This is a genomic window from Streptomyces fulvorobeus (genome assembly GCF_013167895.1).
GTDB lineage: Bacteria > Actinomycetota > Actinomycetes > Streptomycetales > Streptomycetaceae > Streptomyces > Streptomyces fulvorobeus.
The window spans coordinates 1,273,484-1,298,679 of the sequence record NZ_BLWC01000001.1 but is presented as its reverse complement, the minus strand read 5'-3'; the positions used below and the strand labels follow the sequence as shown (position 1 = coordinate 1,298,679).

Here is a 25,196-nt window from a genome sequence, read left to right as displayed (position 1 = left end):
CCGACTTCTTGACTGAGAAAGCGAGCACTACGACAGCCATGGCTGAGGCTCTGAACACCCCCACTCTCGGCTCCGCACGAGCGGGGGGACCCCCTCCGGCGGGCTCCACCACTGCCGGGTCCATCGCGGTGGCCGCCGAGTCGACCGTCGCCACGCGCATGAGCGCGCCGCCCTCCTTCGACGTCGCGGACTTCCCCGTCCCGCACGGCCGTGAGGAGGAGTGGCGGTTCACGCCGCTGGAGCGGCTGCGCGGCCTGCACGACGGCACCGCGGTCGCCACCGGCGACGCGGTGAAGGTCGCGGTCGACGCCCCGGAGGGGGTCACCGTCGAGACCGTCGGCCGCGAGGACTCGCGGCTCGGCAAGGCCGGCACCCCGGTGGACCGCGTCGCCGCCCAGGCGTACAGCTCGTTCACCCGGGCGTCGGTCGTCACGGTCGCCAAGGAGGCCGTGCTCACGGAGCCGATCCGGATCGCCGTGCACGGCGAGGGCGGTGTCGCCTTCGGCCACCAGCTCATCGAGCTCGGAGCCTTCGCCGAGGCCGTCGTCGTCATCGACCACACCGGTGACGCCGTGCTCGCCGCCAACGTCGACTACGTCCTGGGCGACGGTGCCAAGCTCACCGTCGTCTCGGTCCAGGACTGGGACGCGAACGCGGTCCACGTCGGCCAGCACAACGCCCTGATCGGCCGGGACGCCTCGTTCAAGTCGATCATCGTCACCTTCGGCGGCGACCTGGTCCGCCTGCACCCGCGCATCAGCTACGCGGCCCCCGGCGGTGAGGCCGAGCTCTTCGGCCTGTACTTCACCGACAAGGGGCAGCACCAGGAGCACCGCCTCCTCGTCGACCACAACACCCCGCACTGCAAGTCCAACGTGGCGTACAAGGGTGCGCTCCAGGGCCAAGGCGCGCACGCGGTGTGGATCGGCGACGTCCTCATCCAGGCCGCGGCCGAGGGCACCGACACCTACGAGATGAACCGCAACCTCGTCCTCACGGACGGCGCGCGGGTCGACTCGGTGCCGAACCTGGAGATCGAGACCGGCGAGATCGTCGGCGCCGGCCACGCCTCCGCGACCGGCCGGTTCGACGACGAGCAGCTGTTCTACCTCCAGTCGCGCGGAATCCCCGCCGAGGAGGCCCGCCGCCTCGTCGTGCGCGGCTTCTTCGCCGAGCTCGTCCAGCAGATCGGCCTGCCGGACGTCGAAGCGCGTCTGCTCGACAAGATCGAGACCGAGCTGAAGGCGTCCGTCTGATGGCCTTCGTCAAAGCCTGTGCGCTGAGCGAGCTGGAGGACGACACCCCGAAGCGGGTGGAGCTCGACGGCACGCCGGTGTCCGTGGTGCGCACCGAGGGCGAGGTGTTCGCGATCAACGACATCTGCTCGCACGCGAACGTCTCGCTCTCGGAGGGCGAGGTCGAGGAGTGCATGATCGAGTGCTGGCTGCACGGATCGAGCTTCGACCTGCGCACCGGCAAGCCGTCCGGCCTTCCCGCGACGCGCCCCGTTCCCGTTTACCCCGTAAAGATCGAAGGGGACGATGTGCTCGTCTCCGTCACCCAGGAGACCTGAGTCACTCATGGCAACGCTTGAAATCCGCGACCTGCACGTCTCCGTCGAGGCCGACAACGCCACGAAGGAGATCCTCAAGGGCGTCGACCTGACCGTGAGGCAGGGCGAGACCCACGCCATCATGGGCCCCAACGGCTCCGGCAAGTCCACCCTCGCCTACTCGCTCGCGGGTCACCCCAAGTACACGATCACCAGTGGCACGGTCACCCTGGACGGCGAGAACGTCCTGGACATGACCGTCGACGAGCGCGCCCGTGCCGGGCTCTTCCTCGCCATGCAGTACCCGGTCGAGATCCCCGGCGTCTCCGTCTCCAACTTCCTGCGCACCTCCGCCACCGCCATCCGCGGCGAGGCGCCCAAGCTGCGTACGTGGGTGAAGGAGGTCAAGGAGACGATGACCGGCCTCCAGATGGACCCGGCCTTCGCCGAGCGCAACGTCAACGAGGGCTTCTCCGGCGGTGAGAAGAAGCGCCACGAGATCCTTCAGCTGGAGCTCCTCAAGCCGAAGATCGCCATCCTCGACGAGACCGACTCCGGCCTCGACGTGGACGCCCTGCGCGTCGTCTCCGAGGGCGTCAACCGGGTCCGCGAGACCGGTGAGGTCGGCACCCTGCTGATCACGCACTACACGCGGATCCTCCGGTACATCAAGCCCGACTTCGTGCACGTCTTCGCCCACGGCCGCATCGCCGCGTCCGGTGGGGCCGAGCTCGCCGACAAGCTGGAGAACGAGGGCTACGAGGTTTACACGAAGGGTGGCGCTTCCGCGTGACTGACGCCCGACAGGGGCTCTCCGGCCTCCTCGACACCGAGGCGATCCGCAAGGACTTCCCGATCCTGGACCGCACGGTCCACGACGGCAAGAAGATCGTTTACCTGGACAGCGCGGCGACGTCGCAGAAGCCGCGCCAGGTCCTCGATGCGCTCAACGAGTACTACGAGCGGCACAACGCCAACGTCCACCGCGGTGTCTACACCATCGCGGAGGAGGCCACCGCGCTGTACGAGGGCGCGCGTGACAAGGTCGCGGCCTTCATCAACGCGCCGAGCCGCAACGAGGTGATCTTCACGAAGAACGCCTCCGAGTCGCTCAACCTCGTGGCCAACATGCTCGGCTGGGCCGACGAGCCCTATCGGGTGGACAGTGACACGGAGATCGTCACCACGGAGATGGAGCACCACTCCAACATCGTGCCGTGGCAGCTGCTCTCGCAGCGCACCGGCGCGAAGCTTAAGTGGTTCGGCATCACCGACGACGGCCGTCTCGACCTGTCCGACATCGACGAGGTCATCACGGAGAAGACGAAGATCGTCACCTTCACCCTGGTCTCGAACATCATGGGCACGATCAACCCGGTCGAGCAGATCATCCGCCGCGCCCAGCAGGTCGGCGCGCTGGTCTGCATCGACGCCTCGCAGGCGGCCCCGCACATGGTGCTCGACGTGCAGGCGCTCCAGGCGGACTTCGTGGCCTTCACCGGCCACAAGATGGTCGGCCCGACCGGCATCGGCGTGCTGTGGGGACGGCAGGAACTCCTGGAGGACCTGCCCCCGTTCCTCGGCGGCGGCGAGATGATCGAGACCGTGTCGATGCACTCCTCGACGTACGCCCCGGCGCCGTACAAGTTCGAGGCGGGTACGCCTCCGATCGCCCAGGCGGTCGGCCTCGGCGCGGCCGTGGACTACCTCTCGGCGATCGGCATGGAGAACATCCACCGCCACGAGCAGGCCATCACCGAGTACGCGGTGAAGCGGCTCCTGGAGGTCCCGGACCTCAGGATCATCGGTCCGTCGACGGCCGTGGACCGGGGGGCGGCGATCTCCTTCACGCTCGGTGACATCCACCCGCACGACGTGGGCCAGGTGCTGGACGAGCAGGGCATCGCCGTCCGGGTCGGCCACCACTGCGCGCGGCCGGTGTGCCTGCGGTACGGAATTCCTGCGACCACACGAGCGTCGTTCTATCTGTACTCCACGCCCGCCGAGGTCGACGCCCTGGTGGACGGTCTCGAACACGTCCGGAACTTTTTCGGTTAATGCCACAACTGCTGAGGGTTGACTGGTGAAGCTTGATTCCATGTACCAGGAAGTGATCCTGGACCACTACAAGCACCCCCACGGGCGCGGCCTGCGGGACGGCGACGCCGAGGTGCATCACGTCAACCCGACGTGTGGCGACGAGATCACACTCCGGGTGAGGTACGAGGGCGAGAGGATCGCCGACATCAGCTACGACGGCCAGGGCTGCTCCATCAGCCAGGCCAGTGCCTCCGTGCTGAACGAGCTGCTGGTCGGCAAGCAGCTCGGCGAGGCGCAGAAGATCCAGGGCGCGTTCCTGGAACTGATGCAGTCGAAGGGCCAGCTGGAGCCGGACGACGCCATGGAGGAGGTACTGGAGGACGCGGTCGCGTTCGCCGGTGTCTCCAAGTACCCGGCCCGGGTCAAGTGCGCGCTGCTGAGCTGGATGGCGTGGAAGGACGCGACGGCGCAGGCGCTGTCCGAAGGGAAGACCGCATGAGTGAAGAGACAGTCGCACTGAAGCCGGCCTCCGAGGAGGAGGTCCGCGAGGCGCTGTACGACGTAGTCGACCCCGAGCTGGGTATCGACGTCGTCAACCTGGGCCTCATCTACGGCATCCACGTCGATGACGCCAACATCGCCACCCTCGACATGACGCTGACGTCCGCGGCCTGTCCGCTGACCGACGTCATCGAGGACCAGGCGAAGTCCGCGACCGACGGCATCGTCAGCGAGTTGCGGATCAACTGGGTCTGGATGCCGCCGTGGGGCCCGGACAAGATCACGGACGACGGGCGCGAGCAGCTGCGCGCGCTCGGCTTCAACGTCTGACAGCCCGGCCGGGCGCACGCCTGGCCGGTGCCACGGTCCGCTGCCGCGGGGCGTCTTTCCCTTGCCGAAGGGGAGAGGCGCCCCGCGGTGCTGTGTGCGGGGTTCGTGCATGGGTCCGATGCGCCGGCCGGGAGGTCCGCCGCGCAGCGGTGCGCCGGACCCTGAGACCGGTTCGCCCGCGCGGCCCCCGGCCGGTTAGGTTCTGGTCATGACCGACACGATTTCCCAGGGTTCGCCCCGTTCCACCGGCGCCGTCGCCGCCGGCCTCGCCACCATCGCCGGTGACGGCACCGTCCTCGACACCTGGTTCCCCGCCCCCCAGCTCTCGGCCGAGCCCGGCCCGGCCGGCACGCAGCGCCTGACGCCGGACGAGGCCGTGAACCGGCTCGGCGAGGCCGCGGCCAGGGCCGTCGGTGTGGACGCCCGACGCGGTGTGGAGGTCGTGGCCGTCGCCACGGTCATCTCCTCGCTGGACGACAAGCCCCTCGACGCGCACGACGCGTACCTGCGCCTGCACCTGCTCTCCCACCGCCTCGTCCAGCCGCACGGGCAGAATCTGGACGGCGTCTTCGGCCTCCTCGCCAACGTCGCCTGGACCTCGCTCGGTCCGGTCGCCGTCGACGACCTGGAGAAGGTCCGGCTGAACGCCCGAGCCGACGGTCTGCACCTCCAGGTCACCTCGGTGGACAAGTTCCCGCGGATGACGGACTACGTCGCGCCCAAGGGGGTACGGATCGCCGACGCCGACCGTGTCCGTCTCGGTGCGCACCTGGCGTCCGGTACGACCGTCATGCACGAGGGCTTCGTGAACTTCAACGCGGGCACGCTCGGTACGTCGATGGTCGAGGGCCGCATCTCCGCGGGCGTCGTCGTCGGTGACGGCTCCGACATCGGCGGCGGCGCGTCCACGATGGGCACGCTCTCCGGTGGCGGCAACGTCCGGATCACGATCGGCGAGCGCTGCCTGGTCGGCGCGGAGGCGGGCGTCGGGATCGCGCTGGGCGACGAGTGCGTCGTCGAGGCGGGGCTGTACGTCACGGCCGGTACCCGCGTCACGATGCCGGACGGCCAGATCGTCAAGGCCCGTGAGCTCTCCGGGGCCTCGAACATCCTCTTCCGCCGCAACTCGGTCACCGGCACGGTGGAGGCCCGTCCGAACAACGCGGTGTGGGGCGGTCTCAACGAGATCCTGCACCACCACAACTAGCGGACCCGACCCGTCCTCCCCGGTCGCGGCGGTCAGCCGAGCGCGGGCCCTTCGCCGGCAGGGTCCTGGCCGTCACCGTGCCGGGGAGGCCGTCATCAGCTCGACCAGGCCGACGGTGAGCTGGTCGGGGCGGCCGGCCCCTACGGGGGTGTCCCGGCCCGCATTTGACGAGGTGCCACATCGGCGCCCCTGGGGTCACAGAGCCCAACACGCTGGGTGGACGCGGTGTCCGACGCGCTCGCCGGACCCGGCGACGGCATCGGGTCCCCGACTCCCGCCCGGCGGTAGGCGCGGACCTTCCCCGGCGTGACGGGCGGCGGGGTGAACCGCTGCACGACGGCGCCGAGCATGGTCCCGAAGGGGCGAGGCGTGAAGTACGTCTAGGCTTGGGCGGCCTGAACTCCGTACCCGCGGGCTAGGCCCGAGTCGTCCCGAGGAGAACCACCTGATGTCCGCAGAGCGCCCCTCCCTGCCGCCGGTGCGGCTGCACTCCGAGGCCGAACTGGCGCGGGACGCGCTCGCCGCCCCGCTGCTCGCCCGTGCCGTCAGGCTCGCCCGCTGGGCGGGGCCCGGGACGCGGGTCGGCGCGGGCGGGGAGCTCGCCGAGGACCAACTGCCCGCGGCGGCCGAGCACCTGGGCCTGGACGCCGACGAGGACGGTGCCGCGTACGCGAGCGAGGCGTGGCGCCTCGCGGTCGACACCGGGCTCGTGGACGTCGAGGACCCGGCGGATTCCGAGCACGGGGCCGATGGTGAGGCCGAGGGCGGGGAAGGTGCCGGCGGCCCGGAGGAGGGGGAGGCCGAGGGTGCCGTCGCCGTGGGCGAGAACCTGGCCCTGCTGACCGGTGGTTCCCCCCAGGACGTGCTGGCGATCTGGCTGGACGCTCTGGAGGCCGTGTACGCCGACGCCACCGCCCCGGCCTTCGACGACTTCGCCGACCTCGTCAACGAGGACGGCTCGGTCGACTTCGACGCCCTGGACTGGGACCCGGAGGCCGAGGCGGAGTTCCTCGACGGGGTGCTCGGCAATCTCTACCTGCTCACCGTCTCGGAGGCGGGCCCCGGCAGGGGCCCGCTGCCGCTGCCCGCTCTCGCCGCGTCGATGATCGTCCCCGACGACATGGGCGAGCCCACCGACGACGTCCTGGAGCAGGTGTCGGAGGCGATGATGCGCCTCGACGACCAGTTCAGGGTGCTCGAACCCATCGGCATCGTCGAGTACCGGCCGCTGGACGAGGCGCTGCTGACCGAGGAGGGCGAGGACGGCGCCGCGCCGGCCGACGAGGAGGACGTCACCCGCTACGGGCTGGTCAAACTGACGCCGCTCGGTCTGTACGGCGTACGGGCCCGGATGCTGGAGGCCGGGGTGGACGCTCCCGCGATCGGCGACCTCGCCGAGAAGGGGGCCGATGAGCTCCTGGCGGGCATCGGCTACTACCCCGAGGCCGCCGTCCGGGCCGAGACCGAGCTGTGGCTCGCCCGGCACGGCGGCGGCGCGGGCGCGGTGACGGCCGCGCGCGAGCTGCTGAGCGCCTCGCGCGGGGCCGACGCGGGAGCGCCGCTGCGACGGCTGCACTGCCAGCAGGCCCTGGCCCTGGCCGGTCCTGAGGCGGAGCCCGCCGTGCGCGCGGTGCTCGACGACCCCGAACTGGGCGGCCTCGCGCGGGTCTGGCTCGCGGAGCGGGGCGCGGCCGACGTACCCGCGCCGCCGGAGTCCATGATCTTCTGGCTGGCGGTCGACACGATCGCCGCCCAGCTCGACGCCGACGGCGATCTGGGCGAACTCCAGGAGCTGGTGGAGGGGCTGTCGGGTCAGCACAGCGGGTTCTTCGACGAGGTGTGGCGGGTGGACCACCCCGGCACGGCCGAGGTCCTGGAGGCGATGGGGCGGCTGCACGGCGACAAGAAGGCGGCGAAGGAAGCACGGAAGGCGGCGTTCAAGGCGCGGTCGCGCAGGAGCGGCTGACGCCCCGCGGCGCCGCCGGGCCCCTGAGCCGCAAGGATGCCGCCCGAAGTCGTTTCTTGTTCAACCTCCGTTGGTGTGCGGGAGGCAGCCTGGGCGCGCCACCACCCCCGCCAGATGCCTCACATGGAGTCCGCGATGTCCTTCACCCGCAGGGAATTCACCCGGCAGTCCGCCCTCACCGGTGCGGGCATCGCCCTCACCGGCGCGGTCGGCGCGCTCGCCACCGCGCCCGGCGCGCTCGCCGCCGACGACCCGGAACACGGCCGGGACCAGGGCTCAGGGAACGGCCGGGGCGGGGGTCACGGCCACGACAGGTCGCCCGGCTACGGGCCGCTGCTCCCCGACCCCGAGGGCATTCTCGCCCTGCCCGCCGGATTCTCGTACCGGATCGTCACGCACAGCGGTGTCACCACGCTGGAGACCGGGGAGCCCACCCCCTCCAACCACGACGGCACGGCCGCCTTCGAAGGCCCGCGCGGAGTCACGCTGCTCGTCAACAACCACGAGCTCAAGGGTCCGCGCGCCAAGTGGAAGTACCCCGTCCCGCTCACCGATGGCCTGGTCTACGACCCCGCCGCGGCCGGTGGCTGCACGGTCGTCGAGACCCGTAACGACGGCCGCACCGCCGAGTGGGTCGGCATCGCGGGCACCTCCACCAACTGCGCGGGCGGCTCCACCGCGTGGGGCACCTGGCTGACCTGCGAGGAGAACTCGGACAAGGCCGGCCAGAACGGGATGACCAAGGACCACGGCTACACGTTCGAGGTCGACCCCTACGACCGGCGCGCCAACCGCGACCCGCGGCCGATCAAGGCGTTCGGCCGGTACGACCACGAGGCCGTCGTCATCGACCCCCGGGCCGGTCACGCCTACCTGACCGAGGACGCCTCAGGCCCCAACGGGCTGTTCTACCGCTGGGTCCCGCCGCAGGGCTTCAGGCACGGCCGCGGCAGACTGCGCACCCTCGCCGACGACGCAGGTGTCCTCCAGGCCGCCAAGTGCTTCGACCGCAACGGCGTCTTCGTCGACGACCTCTCCCGCGCCACGAAGACCGGCACGGTGTACGGCGTGGACTGGGTCGACGTCCCCGACCGCGACGCGAGGACCGTGCCCGTGCGCAAGCAGTTCGGTCAGCTGGACGTCACCCGGGGCCGCAAGCTCGAAGGCATGTGGTGGGGCGACGGAGGCGCCTACGTCGTCTCCTCCTACGCCCGTGACGAGAGCCCCGTCGCGCACGACGGCCAGGTCTGGTTCTACGACCCCAAGCGCCGCACGCTGACCCTGAAGGTGCTGCTCGGCGTCAACCCCGACCCGTCCGTGGACGGCGCCTTCGACAGCCCCGACAACATCACCGTCTCGCCCTACGGCGGACTCGTGATCGCCGAGGACGGCGAAGGTGTCTCCCACCTGTTCGGGGCCACCGAGAACGGCCGTACGTACCCGATCGCGCGCAACGACCTCAACGTGGGCACGGCCGATGACCCGCGGTTCAGCGAGTTCGCCGGAGTCACCTTCTCGCCCGACGGGAAGACGCTCTTCGCCAACATCCAGACGCCCGGAATCCTGCTCGCCATCACCGGCCCGTGGAAGCGCCAGCCGAACCGGCCCCGCACCGCGGACAGCGCCACGGACACCGGTTCCTCCAGCTGACCGTTACCCAATGTGATCGAAAACACACGGTTTGTCGCAGCTTCGCAAGGGGAGGCCCGGCGGCGGGTGGGCCACGCCCCGCCAGGAAGCGAGAACCGCCACACCTTCGGGGGGCGCTCCAGGGGCGCATTCCTGGCAGCGCCCCTGGTGGCAACGGGCAGAAGCCCCGTGTGGCACCGGAACGGCTGATTACGAATCCGGCACTACTGCGCCCCCAGGAGTGGTCGGGCATGGCGTCGGGCGCTCTCAAGGCGCATACTCAAGTTAATGAAACAGTCAGCCGGTTCCCGGCGTCACCTGCCTTCCAGTCCCTTCAACCGCCCGGCCCAGGCGGCCCCACCGGTCGAATGTTTCGATGTGGGCGACAGGGTGTCGCACGACCAGTTCGGGCTCGGCAGAATCCTCGCTGTCGAGGGCGACAACGATGCGGTCCTCATCGACTTCTCTGGGCGACAGGGGAGGATTCTGAGCCCGTACTCCAAGCTGACCAAGCTCTGAGAAGCATCACGAGCTCACAAAGCGTCCGCCTGGAGAATCTCCGGACCCGGGGCACCTGAGAGTCATCAGGTGCCCCGGAAGCCGTTTCCGGGCTCGTCCCGTCGCCGGGTTACAGGGACTTGGCGGCGGGCTTCACCATGCCCCGCACCGTGCGCGACTTCACGAACTCGCCCATGCCCGTCATCTCCCACTCACCGGTGAACTGCTTGATCAGCTTGGCCATCATCACGCCGGTCTGCGGCTCCGCGCCGGTCAGGTCGAAGCGGACCAGCTCCTCGCCGGTGGCCGCGTCCATCAGCCGGCAGTACGCCTTGGCGACCTCGGTGAACTTCTGGCCGGTGAACGAGTTGACCGTGAAGACCAGGCCGGTCGCCTCGGCGGGGATGCGGCCGAGGTCCACGACGATCACCTCGTCGTCACCGGCGCCCTCACCCGTGAGGTTGTCGCCGGAGTGCTTGATCGCGCCGTTGAGGATGGAGAGCTTGCCGAAGTAGCAGCTGTCCAGGTGGTTCCGGTTGGGGCCGTAGGCGATGACGGAGGCGTCCAGGTCGATGTCCTTGCCGCGGAAGGCGGGCTCCCAGCCGAGGCCCATCTTCACCTGGGAGAGCAGCGGCTTGCCGCCCTTGACGAGGGAGACGGTCTGGTTCTTCTGGAGGCTGACGCGGCCCTTGTCCAGGTTGATCTTGCCGGAGCCCGCAGGCGCCGGGGCAGCGGCGGCCGCGACGGGCGCGGCGGGCGGGGCCTGGGGTGCGACCCGCGGGTCGGCGGGGGCGGCCTGCGGGACCGGCGGGGCCTGCGGCGCGGGGGCTGCCGCCGGGGCGGGTTCCTCCACCGACACGCCGAAGTCCGTGGCGATGCCCGAGAGTCCGTTCGCGTACCCCTGGCCCACGGCGCGGGCCTTCCAGGCGCCGTTGCGCAGATAGATCTCGATGACCACGAGCGCTGTCTCGGCGCCCAGCCGGGGCGGCGTGAACGTGGCGAGCGCCGTTCCGTCGTCCGCGTTGCGCACGGTGGCCGTGGGCTCGATGCCCATGAAGGTCTGGCCCGCGGCGTCGGGGCTCGCGGTGACCACGATCTTCTCGATGCCGGGCGGGATCGCCGCGGTGTCCACCACGATCGCGTCGGGCGCCGAGCCGCCGCCGGAGCGGTACGTCACGCCGGAGCCCGAGGGCTGGTTGTAGAAGATGAAGTCGTCGTCCGAGCGCACCTTGCCGTCGGCGGTGAGTAGCAGGCCCGAGACGTCGAGCCGCACGGGAGCGGCGACGTCCACCGCCACGCGGGCGGCGGAGAGAGGGATGTTCGAGCCGGGGGTCATTGCGGTCATGCACAGAGTAACGAACGACCCGGCTTTGCCGTTCCCTTACCTTCTCCCCGCGTGCTCCGTACGGCTCAGCGGCAGCCCCGGCCGGGGCTGCCGGGAGGGCTGCGCGGTGCCCGTGCGTCCGGTCAGTGGGGCCAGATCGGCGGGTCGGTGAGGAAGTGGCCGCCGATGTGCGCGTGCTCCGGCCTGGCGGGGTCCAGCTCGCCCTGTTCGGCGATGAGCTTCTCCGCGTACGGCTCGGAGTCGTCCTGCGGGTCGTACCCCAGGGCCCTGGCCGAGCTCAGGTCCCACCACAGGCGCGTGTTGTCCGAGGAGCCGTAGACGACGGTGTGCCCGACCTCCTCGGCGGTGAGCGCGGCGTGGAACAGCCGGGCGGCGTCGGCGGGGCTCATCCAGACCGAGAGCATCCGTACCGAGGTGGGCTCCTCGAAGCACGAACCGATGCGCACGGAGACGGTCTCCATGCCGTGGCGGTCCCAGTAGAGCTGGGCGAGGTCCTCGCCGAAGGACTTGGAGAGGCCGTAGAAGGTGTCGGGGCGCCGGGTGACCTCGACCGGGATCAGCGGGTCGCCCGGGGACGGGCGCGGGACGTAGCCGATGGCGTGGTTGGACGAGGCGAACACCGTGCGGCGCACGCCCTCCTCGCGCGCGGCCTCGTAGAGGTTGTAGGTGCCCTCGATGTTCGCCCGCAGAATCTTGTCGAAGGAGGCTTCCAGGGAGATGCCCGCGAGGTGGATGATCGCGTCGACGCCCCGCACGGCCTCGCGCAGCGCCTCCTTGTCGCCGAGGTCGGCGCTGATCGCGTCCGGTTCACCCTCGACCGGGGCGATGTCGAGGAGCCGGAGCTCGTATCCGTACGCGGGCAGCAGGGCGCGCATCAGAGTGCCGAGGCCGCCGGCGGCGCCGGTGAGCAGGACGGTGCGGGGAGCGGGCATTCGGGGATCTCCTCGGTCCGGTCGCGGACGTGACGGACGCGCGCAACACGCCAACTGCATGGATGGCATTCACATGCATGGACAAGTTACGAATGCTCGACGGATCACGTCAAGGGTTTCGTACGGCGGATGACTCCGTCTCCGGGTCGGTGTTCCTGCCTTGACCTGCACCGGGTGGCTGCTTTAGCGTGGCGCCGTTCATAAGTATGGACACTGATCATAGTTGTGCACGCCTGAACCTGCTCAGGGAGCGCCCGTGACCTCAGCCCCCCTCGCCGCCCGGCTCACCCATGTCGCCGGGCCGCTCTTCTTCCCCGTCACCGCCTACGGACCGGACGGCGCCATCGGCCCGGCCGCCTTCCGCGCGCATGTGCGCCAGGGGATCGACGCCGGTGCGGCCGCGGTCTTCGCGTGCTGCGGCACGGGTGAGTTCCACGCGCTCACGCCGGAGGAGTTCCGGGTTCTCGTCGCCGCGGCGGTCGAGGAGACGGCCGGGCGGGTGCCCGTCGTCGCGGGCGTCGGATACGGCACCGCGCTCGCCGTCCAGTACGCGGAGCTCGCCGAGGAGGCGGGCGCCGACGGACTCCTCGCCCTGCCCCCGTACCTCGTCGTCGCCGGTCAGGAAGGGCTGCTGCGCCACTACGCGGCGCTCGCCGCCGCCACCCGGCTGGAGACGATCGTCTACCAGCGCGACAACGCCGTCTTCACCCCCGAGACCGTCGTCGCGCTCGCCGGGACGCCCGGGATCATCGGGCTCAAGGACGGCCTCGGCGACCTCGACCTGATGCAGCGGATCGTCAGTGCCGTCCGCACCCGGCTGCCCGGCCAGGACTTCCTGTACTTCAACGGCCTGCCGACCGCCGAGCTCACCGGCCTCGCCTACCGGGGCATCGGTGTCACGCTCTACTCCTCGGCCGTCTTCGCCTTCGCCCCCGACATCGCCCTCGCGTTCTACCGGGCGCTCGACTCGGGCGACGACGAGCTGGTCAACGACCTGCTCGACCACTTCTACCGGCCGCTGGTCGAGCTGCGCTCCAAGGGCCACGGCTACGCCGTCTCGCTGGTGAAGGCCGCCGTCAGGCTCGGCGGACTTGACGTAGGAGAGGTGCGCACCCCGCTCATGGAACCGTCCGCCGCACACGTCGGGGAACTCACCCGGATCATCGCCGGCGGACGCGCCCAGCTGGCGGGGCGCGCGGCCCGGGCGGGGACGGCGGGGGCGCGCGGATGAAGACCTCGGCCTTCCTCTATCCGTGGGACGTCGTCGGGGACCCGGACGCGGCGGCGCGCGTCGCCGCCCTCGGCGTCCAGCAGGTGACCCTCGCCTCCGTCTACCACTCGACCCGGGCGCTGACCCCGCGCCACCCGGGCCGCCGGATCGTCACCGCCGAGTACGCCGCGGTGCTCTACCCGCCGGACCCGGCCCGCTGGTCGGGACAGCCGCTGCGGCCCCACGAGCAGTCCTGGGTGCCGGGCGCCGACCCGTACGCGGAGGCGGCGCGGGCGCTGACCGACGCCGGTCTCCAGGTGCACAGCTGGGTCGTGCTCGCGCACAGCTCCCGGCTGGGCGCCGAACACCCCGACACCTCGGTGGTCAACGCCTACGGTGACCGCTACCCGTGGGCGCCCTGCATCGCGCGGCCGGACGTCCGCGCCTACCTGGTCGCCCTGGCCGCCGAGGCGGCGGTCCGCGAGGGGACGCTCGGCACCGAACTGGAGTCCTGCGGCTGGTACGGCTACGGCCACCTGCACGCCCACGACAAGACCGCGGGTGTCGGCCTGGGGGAGGCGGCGCAGTATCTGATGTCGCTCTGCTTCTGCCCGGACTGCCGGGCCGGATACGGCGAGCACGGCGTGGACGCGGACGAGCTGCGCGCATCCGTGCGGTGGGCCCTGGAGCCCGTATGGGCCGGATCGGGCGGCCCCCGGCCACCGGCTGGTCCGGGGTCGGCGAGCTGCTCGGAGCCGGGCTCGCCGAGGCCACCCTCCAGTGGCGCGGGCAGGTCGCCCGTACGCTCCAGGAGTCCGTGGTCGCCTCGGTGCGGGAGGCGGCGGGGGCCGGGTTCCAGGTGCTCCTGCACGCCGACCCGGCCGCGTACCGCACGGGCGCCAACGTGGGGGTCGACGCCCGGCACGTCCTCTCCGTGGCCGATGGCGTGGTGCTGCCCTGTACGGGTGGCGACGCGGCGCGTGAGGCGGTGCTCGGGCCGTTCGCGGATGCCTCCGGTGTGCTCGCCGCGAACTTCGGCATCGTCTCCGGGATGGGCGGGAGCCCCGGCACGCTCGCCCGGGACGCCGCCCACGCGGCCTCGCTCGGCGCCGGCCAACTGCGGCTCTACCACGCGGGGCTGGCCTCGGACCAGGACCTCGAAGCCGTCACCGACGCGCTCCGGCACATCGGCTGAGGACGGGGGCGGGCGGGGGAGCCCTTCCAGCCACGCCCGCCCCGTTCGCCCGCCCCCGCCCCGGCCGCCTGCCCCGCCCCGTTCGCCCGCCCCCGCCCCGGCCGGCACCTCCGCCCTCGGCGCCCGCCCTCACCCGGGTCGCCGTGCCTGCCGCCGGCACCGCCGTGAACGCCCGCTCCGGCATGCGCCGCTACAGCGGGCCCCCGTCACCGGCCCGAGCCGCACGGAACCGGCGTCCCGGCCCGCGTGGAACACCCCACCCCGGTGAGCGGCATCGTCACCGCCCCCGCGCGCACCCCCGTCCCCGGTCGCGTCCCAGCCGGCCGCAGGCCACTGACTCATCCGAGCGGCCGTGCGCCGTCCGGTTGTCCGGCCGTCCGGGCGTCCGTGCGTTCAGCGTCCGCTGCCGCTCGCCACGGCCCCCTGGGTGGCAGGCCGGGAAAGTTCTTCTGTCAGAAGCGTTGACGAAACATTCGGCACCGCTCTAGCTTCATCGCGTCGTACTTCGTACGTCATATATGAGACGCGATACGCGAGATGCGAGAGCCCTTCACCCATGACCTTTGCGCCCACCCCGATTCCGTCCCGCACCCAGTACGTGCTGGAGGCGATCAAGCACGCGATCCTCACCGCGCAGCTGAGACCAGGGCAGGCGCTGGTGGAGACCGAACTCGCCGCGCAGTTCGGGGTCTCCAAGACCCCGGTGCGGGAGGCGCTGAAGACACTGGCCGGTACCGGGCTCGTCGTCATGAGCCAGTACAAGGGCGTCACCGTCCGGCTCGTCGACGCGGCCATGGCCCGCGAGGTCTACGACGTACGCCTCCTCCTGGAGCCCGAGGCGCTGCGCCGTTCGATCACCCGCAAGGGTTCGCTCGACGAGGCCCAGGAAGCCCTGGAGCGCGCCGACTCGGCGCTGGACAAGGCCGAACGCTCCCTGGCCAACCGGGACTTCCACCGGGCGCTCTACCTGCCCTGCGGAAATCCGCTGCTCGCCCGGATGCTCGACGAGGTCCGCGACCAGGCCGCTCTGGTGTCGACCGTCGCCTGGTCGGCCATTCCGACCTGGGAGCGGGAGGCGGCCGAGCACCGGGAGATCCTGCGGCTCGCGCTCACCGGAGACGGCGAGGCGGCCGCCGGGGCTCTGCACGACCACATCGCGTCGTTCGTGCGCCGCGCCTTCCCCGACGACGTGGACGGGGGTGACGTGGCGTGAACCAGCAGCACACCGACGAAAGGCCCGTCCGCATGGACCTCACACCGCTGAAGGCGGCCCTCGCAGATGTCGTGGCCATCCCGGTGACCCCGTTCGCCGAGGACGGCACCATCGACACGACGGCGCACCGCGCCCTGCTGCGACGGCTGCTCGACGGCGGCGTCCGCATCCTCACCCCGAACGGCAACACCGGGGAGTTCTATGCGCTCACGCCCGACGAGCGGCGTGCCGTCACCGAGCTGACCATCGAGGAGGCGGGCGGCCGCGCCACCGTCCTGGTGGGCGTCGGGCACGACGTGCCGACCGCCGTCGCCGCCGCCCGGCACGCCGGGGAGGCCGGCGCCCAGATGGTGATGGTGCACCAGCCGGTCCACCCGTACGTCTCCCAGGACGGCTGGACCGACTACCACCGGGCCATCGCCGAAGCCGTACCCGAGCTCGGCGTCGTCCCCTACATCCGCAACCCGCTGCTCGGCGGCGAGGCGCTGAGCGACCTCGCCGACAGCTGCCCCAACGTCATCGGTGTGAAGTACGCCGTCCCGGACGCGGCCCGCTTCGGCGCCTTCGCCCGGGACGCCGGTCTGGAACGCTTCGTCTGGGTCGCGGGCCTCGCCGAGCTGTACGCCCCCTCCTACTTCGCCACCGGCGCCACCGGCTTCACCTCCGGCCTGGTCAACGTCGCCCCCGGCGTCTCGCTGGCCATGCTGGAGGCCCTGCGGGCCGGGGACTACGTGGCGGCGATGAAGGTCTGGGAGCAGATCCGCCGCTTCGAGGAACTGCGCGCCGACCGGCAGTCCGCCAACAACGTGACGGTCGTCAAGGAGGCCCTGGCCTCGCTCGGGCTCTGCCGCCGCGATGTCCGCGCACCCAGCAGGGTGCTGCCGGAGGCGCAGCGCGCCGAGGTCGCCGACCAGGTCGCCGGGTGGTCCATATGACCGCTCGCCTCACCTCAGGGGAACTGCGCAGTCACCAGTGGTACGGCACGGACGGGCTCCGCTCGTTCAGCCACCGGGCCCGCACCCGCCAGCTCGGCTACCTGCCCGAGGAGCACCTGGGCAAGCCGGTCATCGCGATCCTGAACACCTGGTCGGACATCAACCCCTGCCACGTCCATCTGCGCGACCGCGCGCAGGCGGTCAAGCGGGGGGTCTGGCAGGCGGGCGGCTTCCCGCTCGAATTCCCGGTCTCCACCCTCTCGGAGACCTTCCAGAAGCCGACCCCCATGCTCTACCGCAACATGCTGGCGATGGAGACCGAGGAGCTGCTGCGCTCCTATCCGGTCGACGGCGCCGTGCTGCTCGGGGGCTGCGACAAGTCGACGCCCGCGCTGCTCATGGGCGCCGCGTCCGTCGACCTGCCGGCCGTGTTCGTCCCGGCGGGTCCCATGCTGCCGGGCCACTGGCGCAACGAGGTCCTGGGCTCCGGGACGGACATGTGGAAGTACTGGGACGACAAGCGGGCCGGGCTCATCGGTGACTGCGAGATGGCCGAGCTGGAGAACGGGCTGGCCCGTTCGCCCGGTCACTGCATGACGATGGGGACCGCGTCCACCCTGACGGCCGCCGCCGAGGCGCTGGGCGTCACGGTGCCCGGTGCCTCGTCCATCCCGGCCGTCGACTCCGGCCACGACCGGATGGCGGCGCAGTCGGGCCTCCGGATCGTCGAACTGGTCTGGCAGCAGCTCACGTTGTCGAAGATCCTCACGGCGGACGCGTACGAGGACGCCGTCGCCACGGTCCTCGCGCTCGGCGGTTCCACCAACGCCGTGATCCACCTGATCGCGATGGCGGGCCGCTCCGGGGTCAAGCTCACCCTGGACGACTTCGACCGCGTCGCCCGTACGGTGCCGGTGCTCGCCAACCTCCGTCCGGGCGGGAAGTACCTCATGGAGGACTTCCACTTCGCGGGCGGGCTGCCCGGCTTCCTGGCCAGGCTCACCGACGTACTGCACCTGGACCGTCCCACCGTCTCGCACACCTCGATGCGTGAGCAGCTGGACGGGGCGCTCGTGCACGACGCGGACGTCATCAGGGAACGGGACAACCCCCTGGCCGACGAGGGCGGCGTCGCGGTGCTGCGGGGGAACCTCTGCCCGGACGGCGCGGTCATCAAGCACATCGCCGCCGAACCGCACCTGCTGCGCCACACCGGCCCGGCGGTCGTCTTCGACGACTACCGGGAGATGCAGCGCACCATCAACGACCCGGCCCTGGGCCTCACGGCCGACCACGTCCTGGTGCTCCGCAACGCGGGGCCCAAGGGCGGACCGGGCATGCCGGAGTACGGGATGCTGCCGATCCCCGATTACCTGCTGAGACAGGGCGTACGGGACATGGTGCGGATCTCCGACGCCCGGATGAGCGGCACCAGCTACGGGGCGTGCGTGCTGCACATCGCCCCCGAGTCGTACGTCGGCGGGCCGCTCGCACTTGTCCGTACCGGTGACGCGATCACCCTGGACGTCGGGGCGCGCCTGCTCCACCTCGATGTGTCCGAGGAGGAGCTGACACGCCGCCGCGACGCGTGGGAACCGCCGCCCAACCGCTACGGGCGCGGGTACGGGGCCCTCTACCAGGACCAGATCACCCAGGCCGACACCGGCTGCGACTTCGCCTTCCTGGCCCGGCAGGGAGACGTGCCCGACCCCTACGCCGGCTGAACCGGCGCCCAGAACTCCTGCGCACCGCCTCGTTCGACAGGCCGAACGGCATGCGGGAAGCGCTTGCGCACCCCACGCGACACACCCGCACACCGCACAGAACGGAGACGTGTCATGGCCCAAGCCGCAGCCGTGGCCAAACCGCCCAAGGTGCCCCGGCGCCGAACGGCGAGCCCGCGCCGTCTGCCCTACCTGCTGATCGCGCCCGCCGGGCTGCTGATGCTGGGCTTCATCGCCTATCCGGTGATCAGCGTCTTCTACTACAGCCTGCAGAACTACAACGTCACCAAGCCGTGGCGGAACGGCTTCGCCGGGTTCGACAACTTCTCCCGCATCTTCACCGAGGACGACCACTTCTGGACGACGCTCGGCTTCAGCGCCCAGTGGGTCGGCGTCCAGGTCTCGCTCCAGCTCGCGCTGGGCCTCGCTCTCGCGCTCATCGTGAACCAGAGCTTCATCGGCCGCGGCATCTCCCGGGCGATGGTGTTCTCCCCCTGGGCCGTCTCCGGAGTCCTCACCAGCACCATCTGGATTCTGCTCTACAACTCCTCGACCGGCTTCAGCCGCTACCTCGCGGACGCCGGGATCGGTGACTACGGCACCTCGGTGCTCTCCGACACCGGCACCGTCTTCTGGGCCGCCACGGTCGCCGAGCTCTGGCGCGGCGTCCCCTTCTTCGCCATCCTCATCCTCGCCGACCTCCAGTCCGTGTCCAAGGAGCTGTACGAGGCGGCATCGGTCGACGGGGCCGGGCGGATGCGCCAGTTCCTCCACATCACCCTGCCGCACCTGCGCGACGCGATCATCCTCGCCACCCTGCTCCGCGGGGTCTGGGAGTTCAACAACGTCGACCTGCTGTACACCCTCACAGGCGGCGGACCGGCCGGCGAGACCACCACCCTGCCGCTCTACGTCGCCAACACCGGTATCGAGGGCCACGACTTCGGTTACGCCTCCGCGCTCACCACCGTCGCCTTCGTGATCCTCCTCTTCTGCTCGATCGTCTATCTGCGCCTGAGCAAGTTCGGAGGCGACCACAAGTGACTGCCGCACTCGCCGAGAAGCACACGGGCCCGGCCCCGCAACCCGTACGGAACAGCCCGCCGCCCCCCGCGCGGCGCGGCCGAGGCCGCGAGCGCGCCTTCGACGACGTACCGCGCTGGCAGATCTACGTCCCCCTGGGCATCTACCTGGTCTTCACCCTCATCCCCTTCTACTGGATGTTCCTCTTCGCCGTACGGCCCGCGGGGTCCACCTCGCTGGTGCCCTGGCCGATGACGGGCGAGCACTTCTCCAAGGTCTGGAACGAGCGCAGCTTCGCGGTCTTCTTCCAGAACAGCATGATCGTCGGAGTCGCCACCCTGTTCGCCACCACGCTGGTGGCCCTGGCGGGCGGCTACGCCCTGGCCCGCTTCGACTTCAGGATCAAGAACGGGTTCATGCTGGCACTGCTCTGCTCCCAGTTCATCCCGGGCGCGCTGATGCTCGTACCGCTCTTCGAGATCTTCAAGAACCTCCAGATGATCAACTCCCTCGGCAGCGTCATCATCGCCGAGACGGTCTTCCAGCTGCCGCTGTCGATCATCCTGATCAGCGGGTTCATCAAGAACGTGCCCATGACGCTGGAGGAAGCCGCCTGGGTGGACGGCTGTTCGCGCTTCCGTGCCTTCTGCGCGGTCGTGCTCCCGCTGCTGCGGCCCGGACTGATCGCCGTCGGCTCCTTCGCCTTCGTGCACAGCTGGAACCACTTCCTGTTCGCCCTGATGTTCCTCAGCGAACAGGACAAGCAGACGATCCCGGTCGGTCTGAACACCCTCATCGGCGCCGACAGCGTCGATCTGGGAGCGCTCGCCGCGGGTGGTGTCATCGCCGCCGTGCCCGTGGTGATCGTCTTCGCCTTCATCCAGAAGTGGCTGATCACCGGCTTCAGCGCCGGCGCAGTGAAGGGCTGAGCCACATGAGCGCACCCCCCACCCCTCTGCCCCTCGTCCTGGCGGGGGCCCGCGGCCACGGGCGCTGGCACCTCGCCAACATCCGCCGGCTCCAGGACCAGGGCGTCGTCCGGCTCGCCGGGATCTGCGAACTGACACCGCTCGGCCCCGGCGAACTCGGCACCTTCGCCGGGGAACCCCCGGCGCAGTCCGCCGACTTCGGGGCGCTCCTGGACTCCACCGGAGCCCGCGCCGCCGTCGTCTGCACTCCCATCCAGACGCACACCGAACTGGCTCTCACCGCCGCCGCACGGGGGGTCCACCTCCTCCTGGAGAAACCGCCCGCCGCCACCTACGCCGACTACACCCGGATGACCGACGCGGTACGGGAGGCGGGCGTCGCCTGCCAGATCGGCTTCCAGTCCTTCGGCTCGCACGCGGTACCCGCCATCCGGCAGCTGGTCCGCGCCGGCGCGATCGGCACCGTCCAGGGCTACGGCGCCGCCGGTGCCTGGGTCCGCGACGACGCCTACTACCGGCGGGCACCCTGGGCCGGCCGCCGCAGGATCGGCGGCACCGACGTGGTCGACGGGGTCCTCACCAACCCCCTCGCCCACGCCGTCGCCACCGCGCTGGAACTCGCGGACAGCGGGACGGCCGACGACGTGGCGGGCATCGACACGCAGCTGTTCCGGGCCAACGACATCGAGGCCGACGACACCTCCTGCCTCCGCGTCACCACGGCGGGCGGTGCGCCGGTCACCGCCGCGGTCACCCTCTGCGCCGAACGGGCCGGTGAACCGTACGTCATCGTCCACGGCGACCGGGGCCGGATCACCTTCTGGTACAAGCAGGACCGGGTCCTCGTCCAGCGCGCCGGCCGTGGCCCCGAGGAAGCCGTGCACGGGCGGACCGACCTGCTGGAGAACCTGGCCGCCCACCTCGCGCACGGCACCCCGCTCCTCGTACCCCCGCACCGCACCGGCGCGTTCATGCGCGTCGTCGAGGCCGTGCGCACCGCCCCCGAACCCGCCGCCCTGCCCGCCGGCGCCTGGTACACCGAGCCGGCCACGGCCACCACCGGGGCACGGCGTGTCGTACGCGGCATCGACGCCCTGGTCGCCGCGGGCGCCGACACCCTCAGCCTCTTCTCCGAACTCGGCGCCCCCTGGGCGCACCCCAGCGAGGTGAGTACACCGTGACCACCACCCTGCTCAGCTGCGCGGGCCGCACCGTCGGCCGCTACAGCCACCTGCCCGCCGCCCAGGACGGCCGCCCCTTCCTCCACCCCGTCACCACGCTGGCCGGCATCCCCGTCACGGAGGCGCGGCCCGCCGACCACATCCACCACCTCGGTGCCTCCGTCGCCGTGCCCGACGTGGCCGGGCACAACTTCTGGGGCGGACGCACCTTCGTCCGCGGCCAGGGTCCCACCGAACTCGACAACCACGGGGTCCAGCGCCACCTGGGGTGGAAGCTGCGCGACCCGGACGGCTTCGTGGAGGAGCTCAGCTGGGAGGCCGGCGGCGCCGAACTGCTGCGCGAGCACCGCACGGTGGCCGTCACCCCCCTCTCGCCCACCGCCTGGGCGCTCGACTTCTCCTTCTCCCTCACCAACCGGGGGTCCACCGGGCTCTCCATCGGCAGCCCCGCAACCAACGGCCGCCCGGGCGCCGGATACGGCGGCTTCTTCTGGCGCGCCCCCAAGGAGCCCGCGCCTCCCGTGGTGTTCGGCGCGGAGCTGGACGGCGAGGAGGCCGTGCACGGCAGCGCCGCCGCCTGGGTGGCCCTCGCCGGGGACGGCTGGACCCTCGTCTTCGCCGGGGCGACCGGGGAGACCCGGCGCGACCCCTGGTTCGTCCGCGGCCAGGAGTACCCGGGAGTGGGTTCCTCCCTCGCGGCCGTCCGGCGGCTGACCGTAGCCGCGGGGGCCACCCTGGTACGCCGTGTCGTCACCGTCGTCGCCGACGGCACACTCGACCGGGAGACCGCGGACGCCTACGTCCGCAGGGTCGTGACGGCGTGAACGGCCACAGCGTGCTCCGCTCCGCCGACCTCGGCGACGGCACCTACCGCAACCCGGTCCTGCACGCCGACTGGTCCGACCCCGACGTCGTGCGCGACGGGGACGACTACTACATGACCGCCTCCAGCTTCGGCCGGGTCCCCGGACTGCCCCTGCTGCACTCCCGGGACCTGGTCAACTGGTCCCTCATCGGCCACGCCCTCGAACGCCTGGAGCCGGCCGCCGACTTCACCGTGCCACGCCACGACGGCGGGGTGTGGGCGCCCTCGCTGCGCCACCACGACGGACGGTTCTGGATCTTCTGGGGCGACCCCGACCACGGCGTCCAGCAGATCAGCGCCGCGGACATCCGGGGCCCGTGGAGCGCGCCGCACCTCATCAAGGCGGGCAAGGGACTGATCGACGCCTGTCCGCTCTGGGACGAGGAGACCGGCGAGGCGTACCTCGTGCACGCCTGGGCCAAATCCCGCTCCGGGATCAAGAACCGGCTCACCGGGCACCGGATGAGCCCTGACGGACGCGAGCTGCTCGACGAGGGCAGGACCCTGGTCGACGCCGACCTGATACCCGGCTGGTTCACCCTCGAAGGCCCCAAGCTCTACCGCCACGACGGCCACTTCTGGATCTTCGCCCCGGCCGGCGGGGTGGAGACGGGCTGGCAGGGCGCCTTCCGCTCGCGGGACTTCTTCGGCCCGTACGAGGAGCGCGTCGTCCTCGCCCAGGGCGGCACCGGGGTCAACGGACCGCACCAGGGCGGCTGGGTGCGTACGGCGCGGGGCGAGGACTGGTTCCTGCACTTCCAGGCCAAGGGGGCGTACGGGCGCGTCGTCCACCTCCAGCCGATGCGCTGGGACGCGGAGGGCTGGCCGGTCATCGGCGACGCGGGCGAACCGGTCTCCGTACACACCAAGCCCCTCGCCCCCGAGCGGCCCCCGGAAGTGCCCGCCTTCGACGACGACTTCCCCGGGGGCCGCTTCGGCCGGCAGTGGCAGTGGACGGCGGCGCCCAGGGCCGGCTGGACGGTCGAGCACGGCGGCGACGGCCTGCGGCTCAGCTGCGTACGGACCGCGTACGCGCACGACCTGCGGGCCCTGCCCAACGTGCTGGTCCAGCGACTGCCCGCCGAGACGTTCACCGTCGGGACGGCGCTCGTCCTGAACAGTGCCGAGCCGGGCGCCAAGGCCGGAGTCGCCGTGCTGGGCGACGCGTTCAGCTGGATCGGCCTCGAAGCGGGGGAGGACGGGGCGCCGCGCCTCGTGCACCGGTACGCCGAGACGGTCGCCGGACACGAACGCGACGCCGAGCACGCCCGCCCGGCTCCGCACGGCCGGGTCCGCCTCCGCGTCGACGTCACGGCCGGCGCCCGCTGCCGCTTCCTCGCCGACACGGGTGACGGCAGCGGGTTCCGTCCCTCCGGCCAGGTGTTCGCCGCGACCCCCTGGCGCTGGGTCGGCGCACTCCTCGGACTGTTCGCGACCGCGCCCCCGGGGCCGGGACCCGCGGGAACGGCCGACTTCACCGCCTTCCGCGCCCTGGACCGGCCGCGGCACTGAACTTCCTCCCCGCATTCCCCCGATCACCAGCACGGCGAACGAACCGAGAGAGAAGAGCCGACCATGAACATCTCCAAGACGTACCGGGGGCGTACCGCGGCAGCGGTCTCCCTCACGGCAGTGCTCGCGCTGACGGCCACGGCCTGCGGTGACGACGGCAGCGGCTCGGGCAACGAGGGCAGCGGCAAGGGCGAGATCACCTTCTGGGACAACAACGGCGGTCCGCGCACAGCTGTCTGGACCGAGATCATCAAGGAGTTCGAGAAGAAGAACCCGGGCATCGAGGTCAAGTACGTCCCGATCCCGATCGCCGACGTCCAGTCCAAGTACGACACCGCGATAGCGGGCGGCGGGCTCCCGGACGTGGGTGGCGTCGGCACCGCGTACCTCTCCAACATCGTCTCGCAGGAGGCGCTGGAGCCGGTCCAGGACCGGATCAAGAGCTCCGGCCTGAACGGCAAGCTCGTCGAGTCCATGGCCGACAGCGTCAAGGTCGCCGGCGGCCGGGGCGAGGACATGTACACCGTGCCGACCTCCGCGAACAACGGCACCCTCTGGTACCGCACCGACCTCTTCAAGGCCGCGAACCTGGAGGCGCCCACCACCTGGGCGAAGTTCTACGAGGCGGCGGAGAAGCTGACCGACGCCAGGAACAACAAGTTCGGCTACACCATCCGCGGTGGCGCGGGCTCCATCGCCCAGGCCATCGACGCCTCGTACGGCCAGTCCGGCATCACGGAGTTCTGGAAGGGCGACAAGACGACGCTCAACGACCCGAAGAACGTCGCCGCGCTGGAGAAGTACGCCGGGCTCTTCAAGAGGACGACGCCGTCCGCCGACGTCAACAACGACTTCACCAAGATGGTCGCCCAGTGGGACACCGGCAGCATCGGGATGCTCAGCCACAACCTCGGCTCCTACCAGGACCACCTGAAGGCGCTGGGGCCCGACAAGTTCGCCGGAATCCCCAACCCGCTGAGTGACGGCGGCCGGCGCGTGCAGGTCTCCAACCCCGTCGACGGGCTCGGCCTCTTCCGGGCGAGCAAGAACAAGACGGCGGCCTGGAAGTTCATCGAGTTCGCGGCCTCGCACGAGTCCAACAGCAAGTGGAACGAGTCGGCCGGTGCCATCCCCGCCAACACCGAGGCGGCGAAGGACCCGTGGATCGCCGCCTCCGAGCCGACCGCGCTCGGTGCCAGGTCCCTGACGGACGGCTCCACCACGATCGTCCAGCTGCCGTACTACCTGCCCGACTGGAACAACATCAGCAAGGCCGACAACGAGCCGGAGTTCCAGAAGCTGCTCCTCGGCAAGGTCACGGCCAAGCAGTTCCTCGACAAGATCGCCGATGAGCTGAACGCCGCGCAGAAGGAGTGGAAGGAGCTGGGCAACGGCTGATCCGGCCCTCT

Annotated in this window: 22 protein-coding genes and 1 pseudogene; 21 read left to right on the top strand and 2 right to left on the bottom strand. The window is 71.1% G+C overall.

Features of this window, described 5'->3' with window-relative positions:
- Positions 1-38 precede the first annotated feature (38 nt).
- The 10 genes from sufD (at position 39) to Sfulv_RS30145 (ending at position 9,744) form a co-directional block, all read left to right on the top strand.
- Positions 39-1,256 (top strand): Fe-S cluster assembly protein SufD, encoded by a 1,218-nt coding sequence (sufD, locus tag Sfulv_RS05825; protein WP_371874635.1) that lies wholly within the window; start codon positions 39-41, stop codon positions 1,254-1,256.
- Entirely contained in the window at positions 1,256-1,573 is a 318-nt protein-coding gene (locus tag Sfulv_RS05820) for a bifunctional 3-phenylpropionate/cinnamic acid dioxygenase ferredoxin subunit (protein ID WP_173312314.1), read from the top strand. The genes sufD and Sfulv_RS05820 overlap by 1 nt, the downstream gene beginning before the upstream one ends.
- 7 nt (positions 1,574-1,580) lie before the next feature.
- Entirely contained in the window at positions 1,581-2,345 is a 765-nt protein-coding gene (gene sufC, locus Sfulv_RS05815; RefSeq protein WP_173312311.1) for a Fe-S cluster assembly ATPase SufC, read from the top strand.
- A complete protein-coding gene (locus tag Sfulv_RS05810; RefSeq protein WP_173312308.1) occupies positions 2,342-3,610 on the top strand; it encodes a cysteine desulfurase in 1,269 nt (422 codons plus the stop codon). Before sufC ends, Sfulv_RS05810 begins: the two co-directional genes overlap by 4 nt.
- A 25-nt stretch (positions 3,611-3,635) precedes the next feature.
- Positions 3,636-4,091, top strand: coding sequence for a Fe-S cluster assembly sulfur transfer protein SufU (sufU, locus tag Sfulv_RS05805; RefSeq protein WP_305961361.1), 456 nt, complete (start codon positions 3,636-3,638; stop codon positions 4,089-4,091).
- Complete coding sequence (locus Sfulv_RS05800) at positions 4,088-4,423, top strand: metal-sulfur cluster assembly factor (protein WP_173312305.1); 336 nt, start codon at positions 4,088-4,090, stop codon at positions 4,421-4,423. Before sufU ends, Sfulv_RS05800 begins: the two co-directional genes overlap by 4 nt.
- 208 nt (positions 4,424-4,631) lie before the next feature.
- On the top strand, positions 4,632-5,630 hold the full coding sequence (dapD, locus tag Sfulv_RS05795) for a 2,3,4,5-tetrahydropyridine-2,6-dicarboxylate N-succinyltransferase (protein WP_173312302.1): 999 nt from the start codon (positions 4,632-4,634) through the stop codon (positions 5,628-5,630).
- A gap of 448 nt (positions 5,631-6,078) precedes the next feature.
- Positions 6,079-7,596: a hypothetical protein gene (locus Sfulv_RS05790; protein WP_173312299.1), complete on the top strand. Its 1,518-nt coding sequence runs from the start codon at positions 6,079-6,081 to the stop codon at positions 7,594-7,596.
- 135 nt (positions 7,597-7,731) lie between these two features.
- Positions 7,732-9,246, top strand: coding sequence for an alkaline phosphatase PhoX (locus tag Sfulv_RS05785; RefSeq protein WP_173312297.1), 1,515 nt, complete (start codon positions 7,732-7,734; stop codon positions 9,244-9,246).
- A gap of 267 nt (positions 9,247-9,513) precedes the next feature.
- Positions 9,514-9,744 (top strand): hypothetical protein, encoded by a 231-nt coding sequence (locus tag Sfulv_RS30145; RefSeq protein ID WP_073720249.1) that lies wholly within the window; start codon positions 9,514-9,516, stop codon positions 9,742-9,744.
- A gap of 109 nt (positions 9,745-9,853) precedes the next feature.
- Here Sfulv_RS30145 and Sfulv_RS05775 read toward each other — a convergent pair whose 3' ends face one another.
- Both Sfulv_RS05775 and Sfulv_RS05770 read right to left on the bottom strand, forming a co-directional pair.
- Complete coding sequence (locus Sfulv_RS05775; protein ID WP_173312295.1) at positions 9,854-11,068, bottom strand: TerD family protein; 1,215 nt, start codon at positions 11,066-11,068, stop codon at positions 9,854-9,856.
- 122 nt (positions 11,069-11,190) lie between these two features.
- A complete protein-coding gene (locus Sfulv_RS05770) occupies positions 11,191-12,000 on the bottom strand; it encodes an NAD-dependent epimerase/dehydratase family protein (protein WP_173312292.1) in 810 nt (269 codons plus the stop codon).
- A 256-nt stretch (positions 12,001-12,256) separates the two neighbouring features.
- Between Sfulv_RS05770 and Sfulv_RS05765 the strand changes: the two genes are divergently transcribed.
- The 11 genes and pseudogenes from Sfulv_RS05765 to Sfulv_RS05715 all read left to right on the top strand — a co-directional run bounded on the left by Sfulv_RS05765 (position 12,257) and on the right by Sfulv_RS05715 (position 25,185).
- Positions 12,257-13,231, top strand: a complete 975-nt coding sequence (locus tag Sfulv_RS05765; RefSeq protein WP_173312289.1) for a 5-dehydro-4-deoxyglucarate dehydratase — start codon at positions 12,257-12,259, stop codon at positions 13,229-13,231.
- Positions 13,228-14,405 (top strand): annotated as a pseudogene (locus Sfulv_RS05760) (hypothetical protein). Before Sfulv_RS05765 ends, Sfulv_RS05760 begins: the two are co-directional and overlap by 4 nt.
- A gap of 556 nt (positions 14,406-14,961) precedes the next feature.
- Positions 14,962-15,618 (top strand): GntR family transcriptional regulator, encoded by a 657-nt coding sequence (locus Sfulv_RS05755; protein ID WP_173312286.1) that lies wholly within the window; start codon positions 14,962-14,964, stop codon positions 15,616-15,618.
- 32 nt (positions 15,619-15,650) lie between these two features.
- Complete coding sequence (locus Sfulv_RS05750) at positions 15,651-16,553, top strand: dihydrodipicolinate synthase family protein (RefSeq protein ID WP_173317605.1); 903 nt, start codon at positions 15,651-15,653, stop codon at positions 16,551-16,553.
- Entirely contained in the window at positions 16,550-18,277 is a 1,728-nt protein-coding gene (araD, locus tag Sfulv_RS05745) for an L-arabinonate dehydratase (RefSeq protein WP_173312283.1), read from the top strand. Before Sfulv_RS05750 ends, araD begins: the two co-directional genes overlap by 4 nt.
- Positions 18,278-18,391: 114 nt before the next feature.
- Entirely contained in the window at positions 18,392-19,321 is a 930-nt protein-coding gene (locus Sfulv_RS05740) for a carbohydrate ABC transporter permease (RefSeq protein WP_173312280.1), read from the top strand.
- Positions 19,318-20,229, top strand: a complete 912-nt coding sequence (locus Sfulv_RS05735) for a carbohydrate ABC transporter permease (protein ID WP_173312276.1) — start codon at positions 19,318-19,320, stop codon at positions 20,227-20,229. The genes Sfulv_RS05740 and Sfulv_RS05735 overlap by 4 nt, the downstream gene beginning before the upstream one ends.
- Positions 20,230-20,234: 5 nt before the next feature.
- Entirely contained in the window at positions 20,235-21,410 is a 1,176-nt protein-coding gene (locus Sfulv_RS05730) for a Gfo/Idh/MocA family protein (RefSeq protein ID WP_173312273.1), read from the top strand.
- A complete protein-coding gene (locus tag Sfulv_RS05725; RefSeq protein WP_173312270.1) occupies positions 21,407-22,234 on the top strand; it encodes a DUF6807 domain-containing protein in 828 nt (275 codons plus the stop codon). The genes Sfulv_RS05730 and Sfulv_RS05725 overlap by 4 nt, the downstream gene beginning before the upstream one ends.
- Positions 22,231-23,787, top strand: coding sequence for a glycoside hydrolase family 43 protein (locus Sfulv_RS05720; protein ID WP_173312267.1), 1,557 nt, complete (start codon positions 22,231-22,233; stop codon positions 23,785-23,787). Before Sfulv_RS05725 ends, Sfulv_RS05720 begins: the two co-directional genes overlap by 4 nt.
- A 63-nt stretch (positions 23,788-23,850) precedes the next feature.
- Positions 23,851-25,185 (top strand): ABC transporter substrate-binding protein, encoded by a 1,335-nt coding sequence (locus Sfulv_RS05715; RefSeq protein ID WP_173312264.1) that lies wholly within the window; start codon positions 23,851-23,853, stop codon positions 25,183-25,185.
- Positions 25,186-25,196 lie beyond the last annotated feature (11 nt).

Excerpts from the sequence above, each read along its gene's own strand:
- sufD (WP_371874635.1), top strand. The coding sequence starts at position 39 with ATGGCTGAGGCTCTGAACACCCCCACTCTCGGCTCCGCACGAGCGGGG.
- Sfulv_RS05820 (WP_173312314.1), top strand. The coding sequence starts at position 1,256 with ATGGCCTTCGTCAAAGCCTGTGCGCTGAGCGAGCTGGAGGACGACACC.
- sufC (WP_173312311.1), top strand. The coding sequence starts at position 1,581 with ATGGCAACGCTTGAAATCCGCGACCTGCACGTCTCCGTCGAGGCCGAC.
- Sfulv_RS05800 (WP_173312305.1), top strand. The coding sequence starts at position 4,088 with ATGAGTGAAGAGACAGTCGCACTGAAGCCGGCCTCCGAGGAGGAGGTC.
- dapD (WP_173312302.1), top strand. The coding sequence starts at position 4,632 with ATGACCGACACGATTTCCCAGGGTTCGCCCCGTTCCACCGGCGCCGTC.
- Sfulv_RS05790 (WP_173312299.1), top strand. The coding sequence starts at position 6,079 with ATGTCCGCAGAGCGCCCCTCCCTGCCGCCGGTGCGGCTGCACTCCGAG.
- Sfulv_RS05785 (WP_173312297.1), top strand. The coding sequence starts at position 7,732 with ATGTCCTTCACCCGCAGGGAATTCACCCGGCAGTCCGCCCTCACCGGT.
- Sfulv_RS30145 (WP_073720249.1), top strand. The coding sequence starts at position 9,514 with ATGAAACAGTCAGCCGGTTCCCGGCGTCACCTGCCTTCCAGTCCCTTC.
- Sfulv_RS05775 (WP_173312295.1), bottom strand. The coding sequence starts at position 11,068 with ATGACCGCAATGACCCCCGGCTCGAACATCCCTCTCTCCGCCGCCCGC.
- Sfulv_RS05770 (WP_173312292.1), bottom strand. The coding sequence starts at position 12,000 with ATGCCCGCTCCCCGCACCGTCCTGCTCACCGGCGCCGCCGGCGGCCTC.
- Sfulv_RS05755 (WP_173312286.1), top strand. The coding sequence starts at position 14,962 with ATGACCTTTGCGCCCACCCCGATTCCGTCCCGCACCCAGTACGTGCTG.
- Sfulv_RS05750 (WP_173317605.1), top strand. The coding sequence starts at position 15,651 with ATGGACCTCACACCGCTGAAGGCGGCCCTCGCAGATGTCGTGGCCATC.
- araD (WP_173312283.1), top strand. The coding sequence starts at position 16,550 with ATGACCGCTCGCCTCACCTCAGGGGAACTGCGCAGTCACCAGTGGTAC.
- Sfulv_RS05740 (WP_173312280.1), top strand. The coding sequence starts at position 18,392 with ATGGCCCAAGCCGCAGCCGTGGCCAAACCGCCCAAGGTGCCCCGGCGC.
- Sfulv_RS05730 (WP_173312273.1), top strand. The coding sequence starts at position 20,235 with ATGAGCGCACCCCCCACCCCTCTGCCCCTCGTCCTGGCGGGGGCCCGC.
- Sfulv_RS05715 (WP_173312264.1), top strand. The coding sequence starts at position 23,851 with ATGAACATCTCCAAGACGTACCGGGGGCGTACCGCGGCAGCGGTCTCC.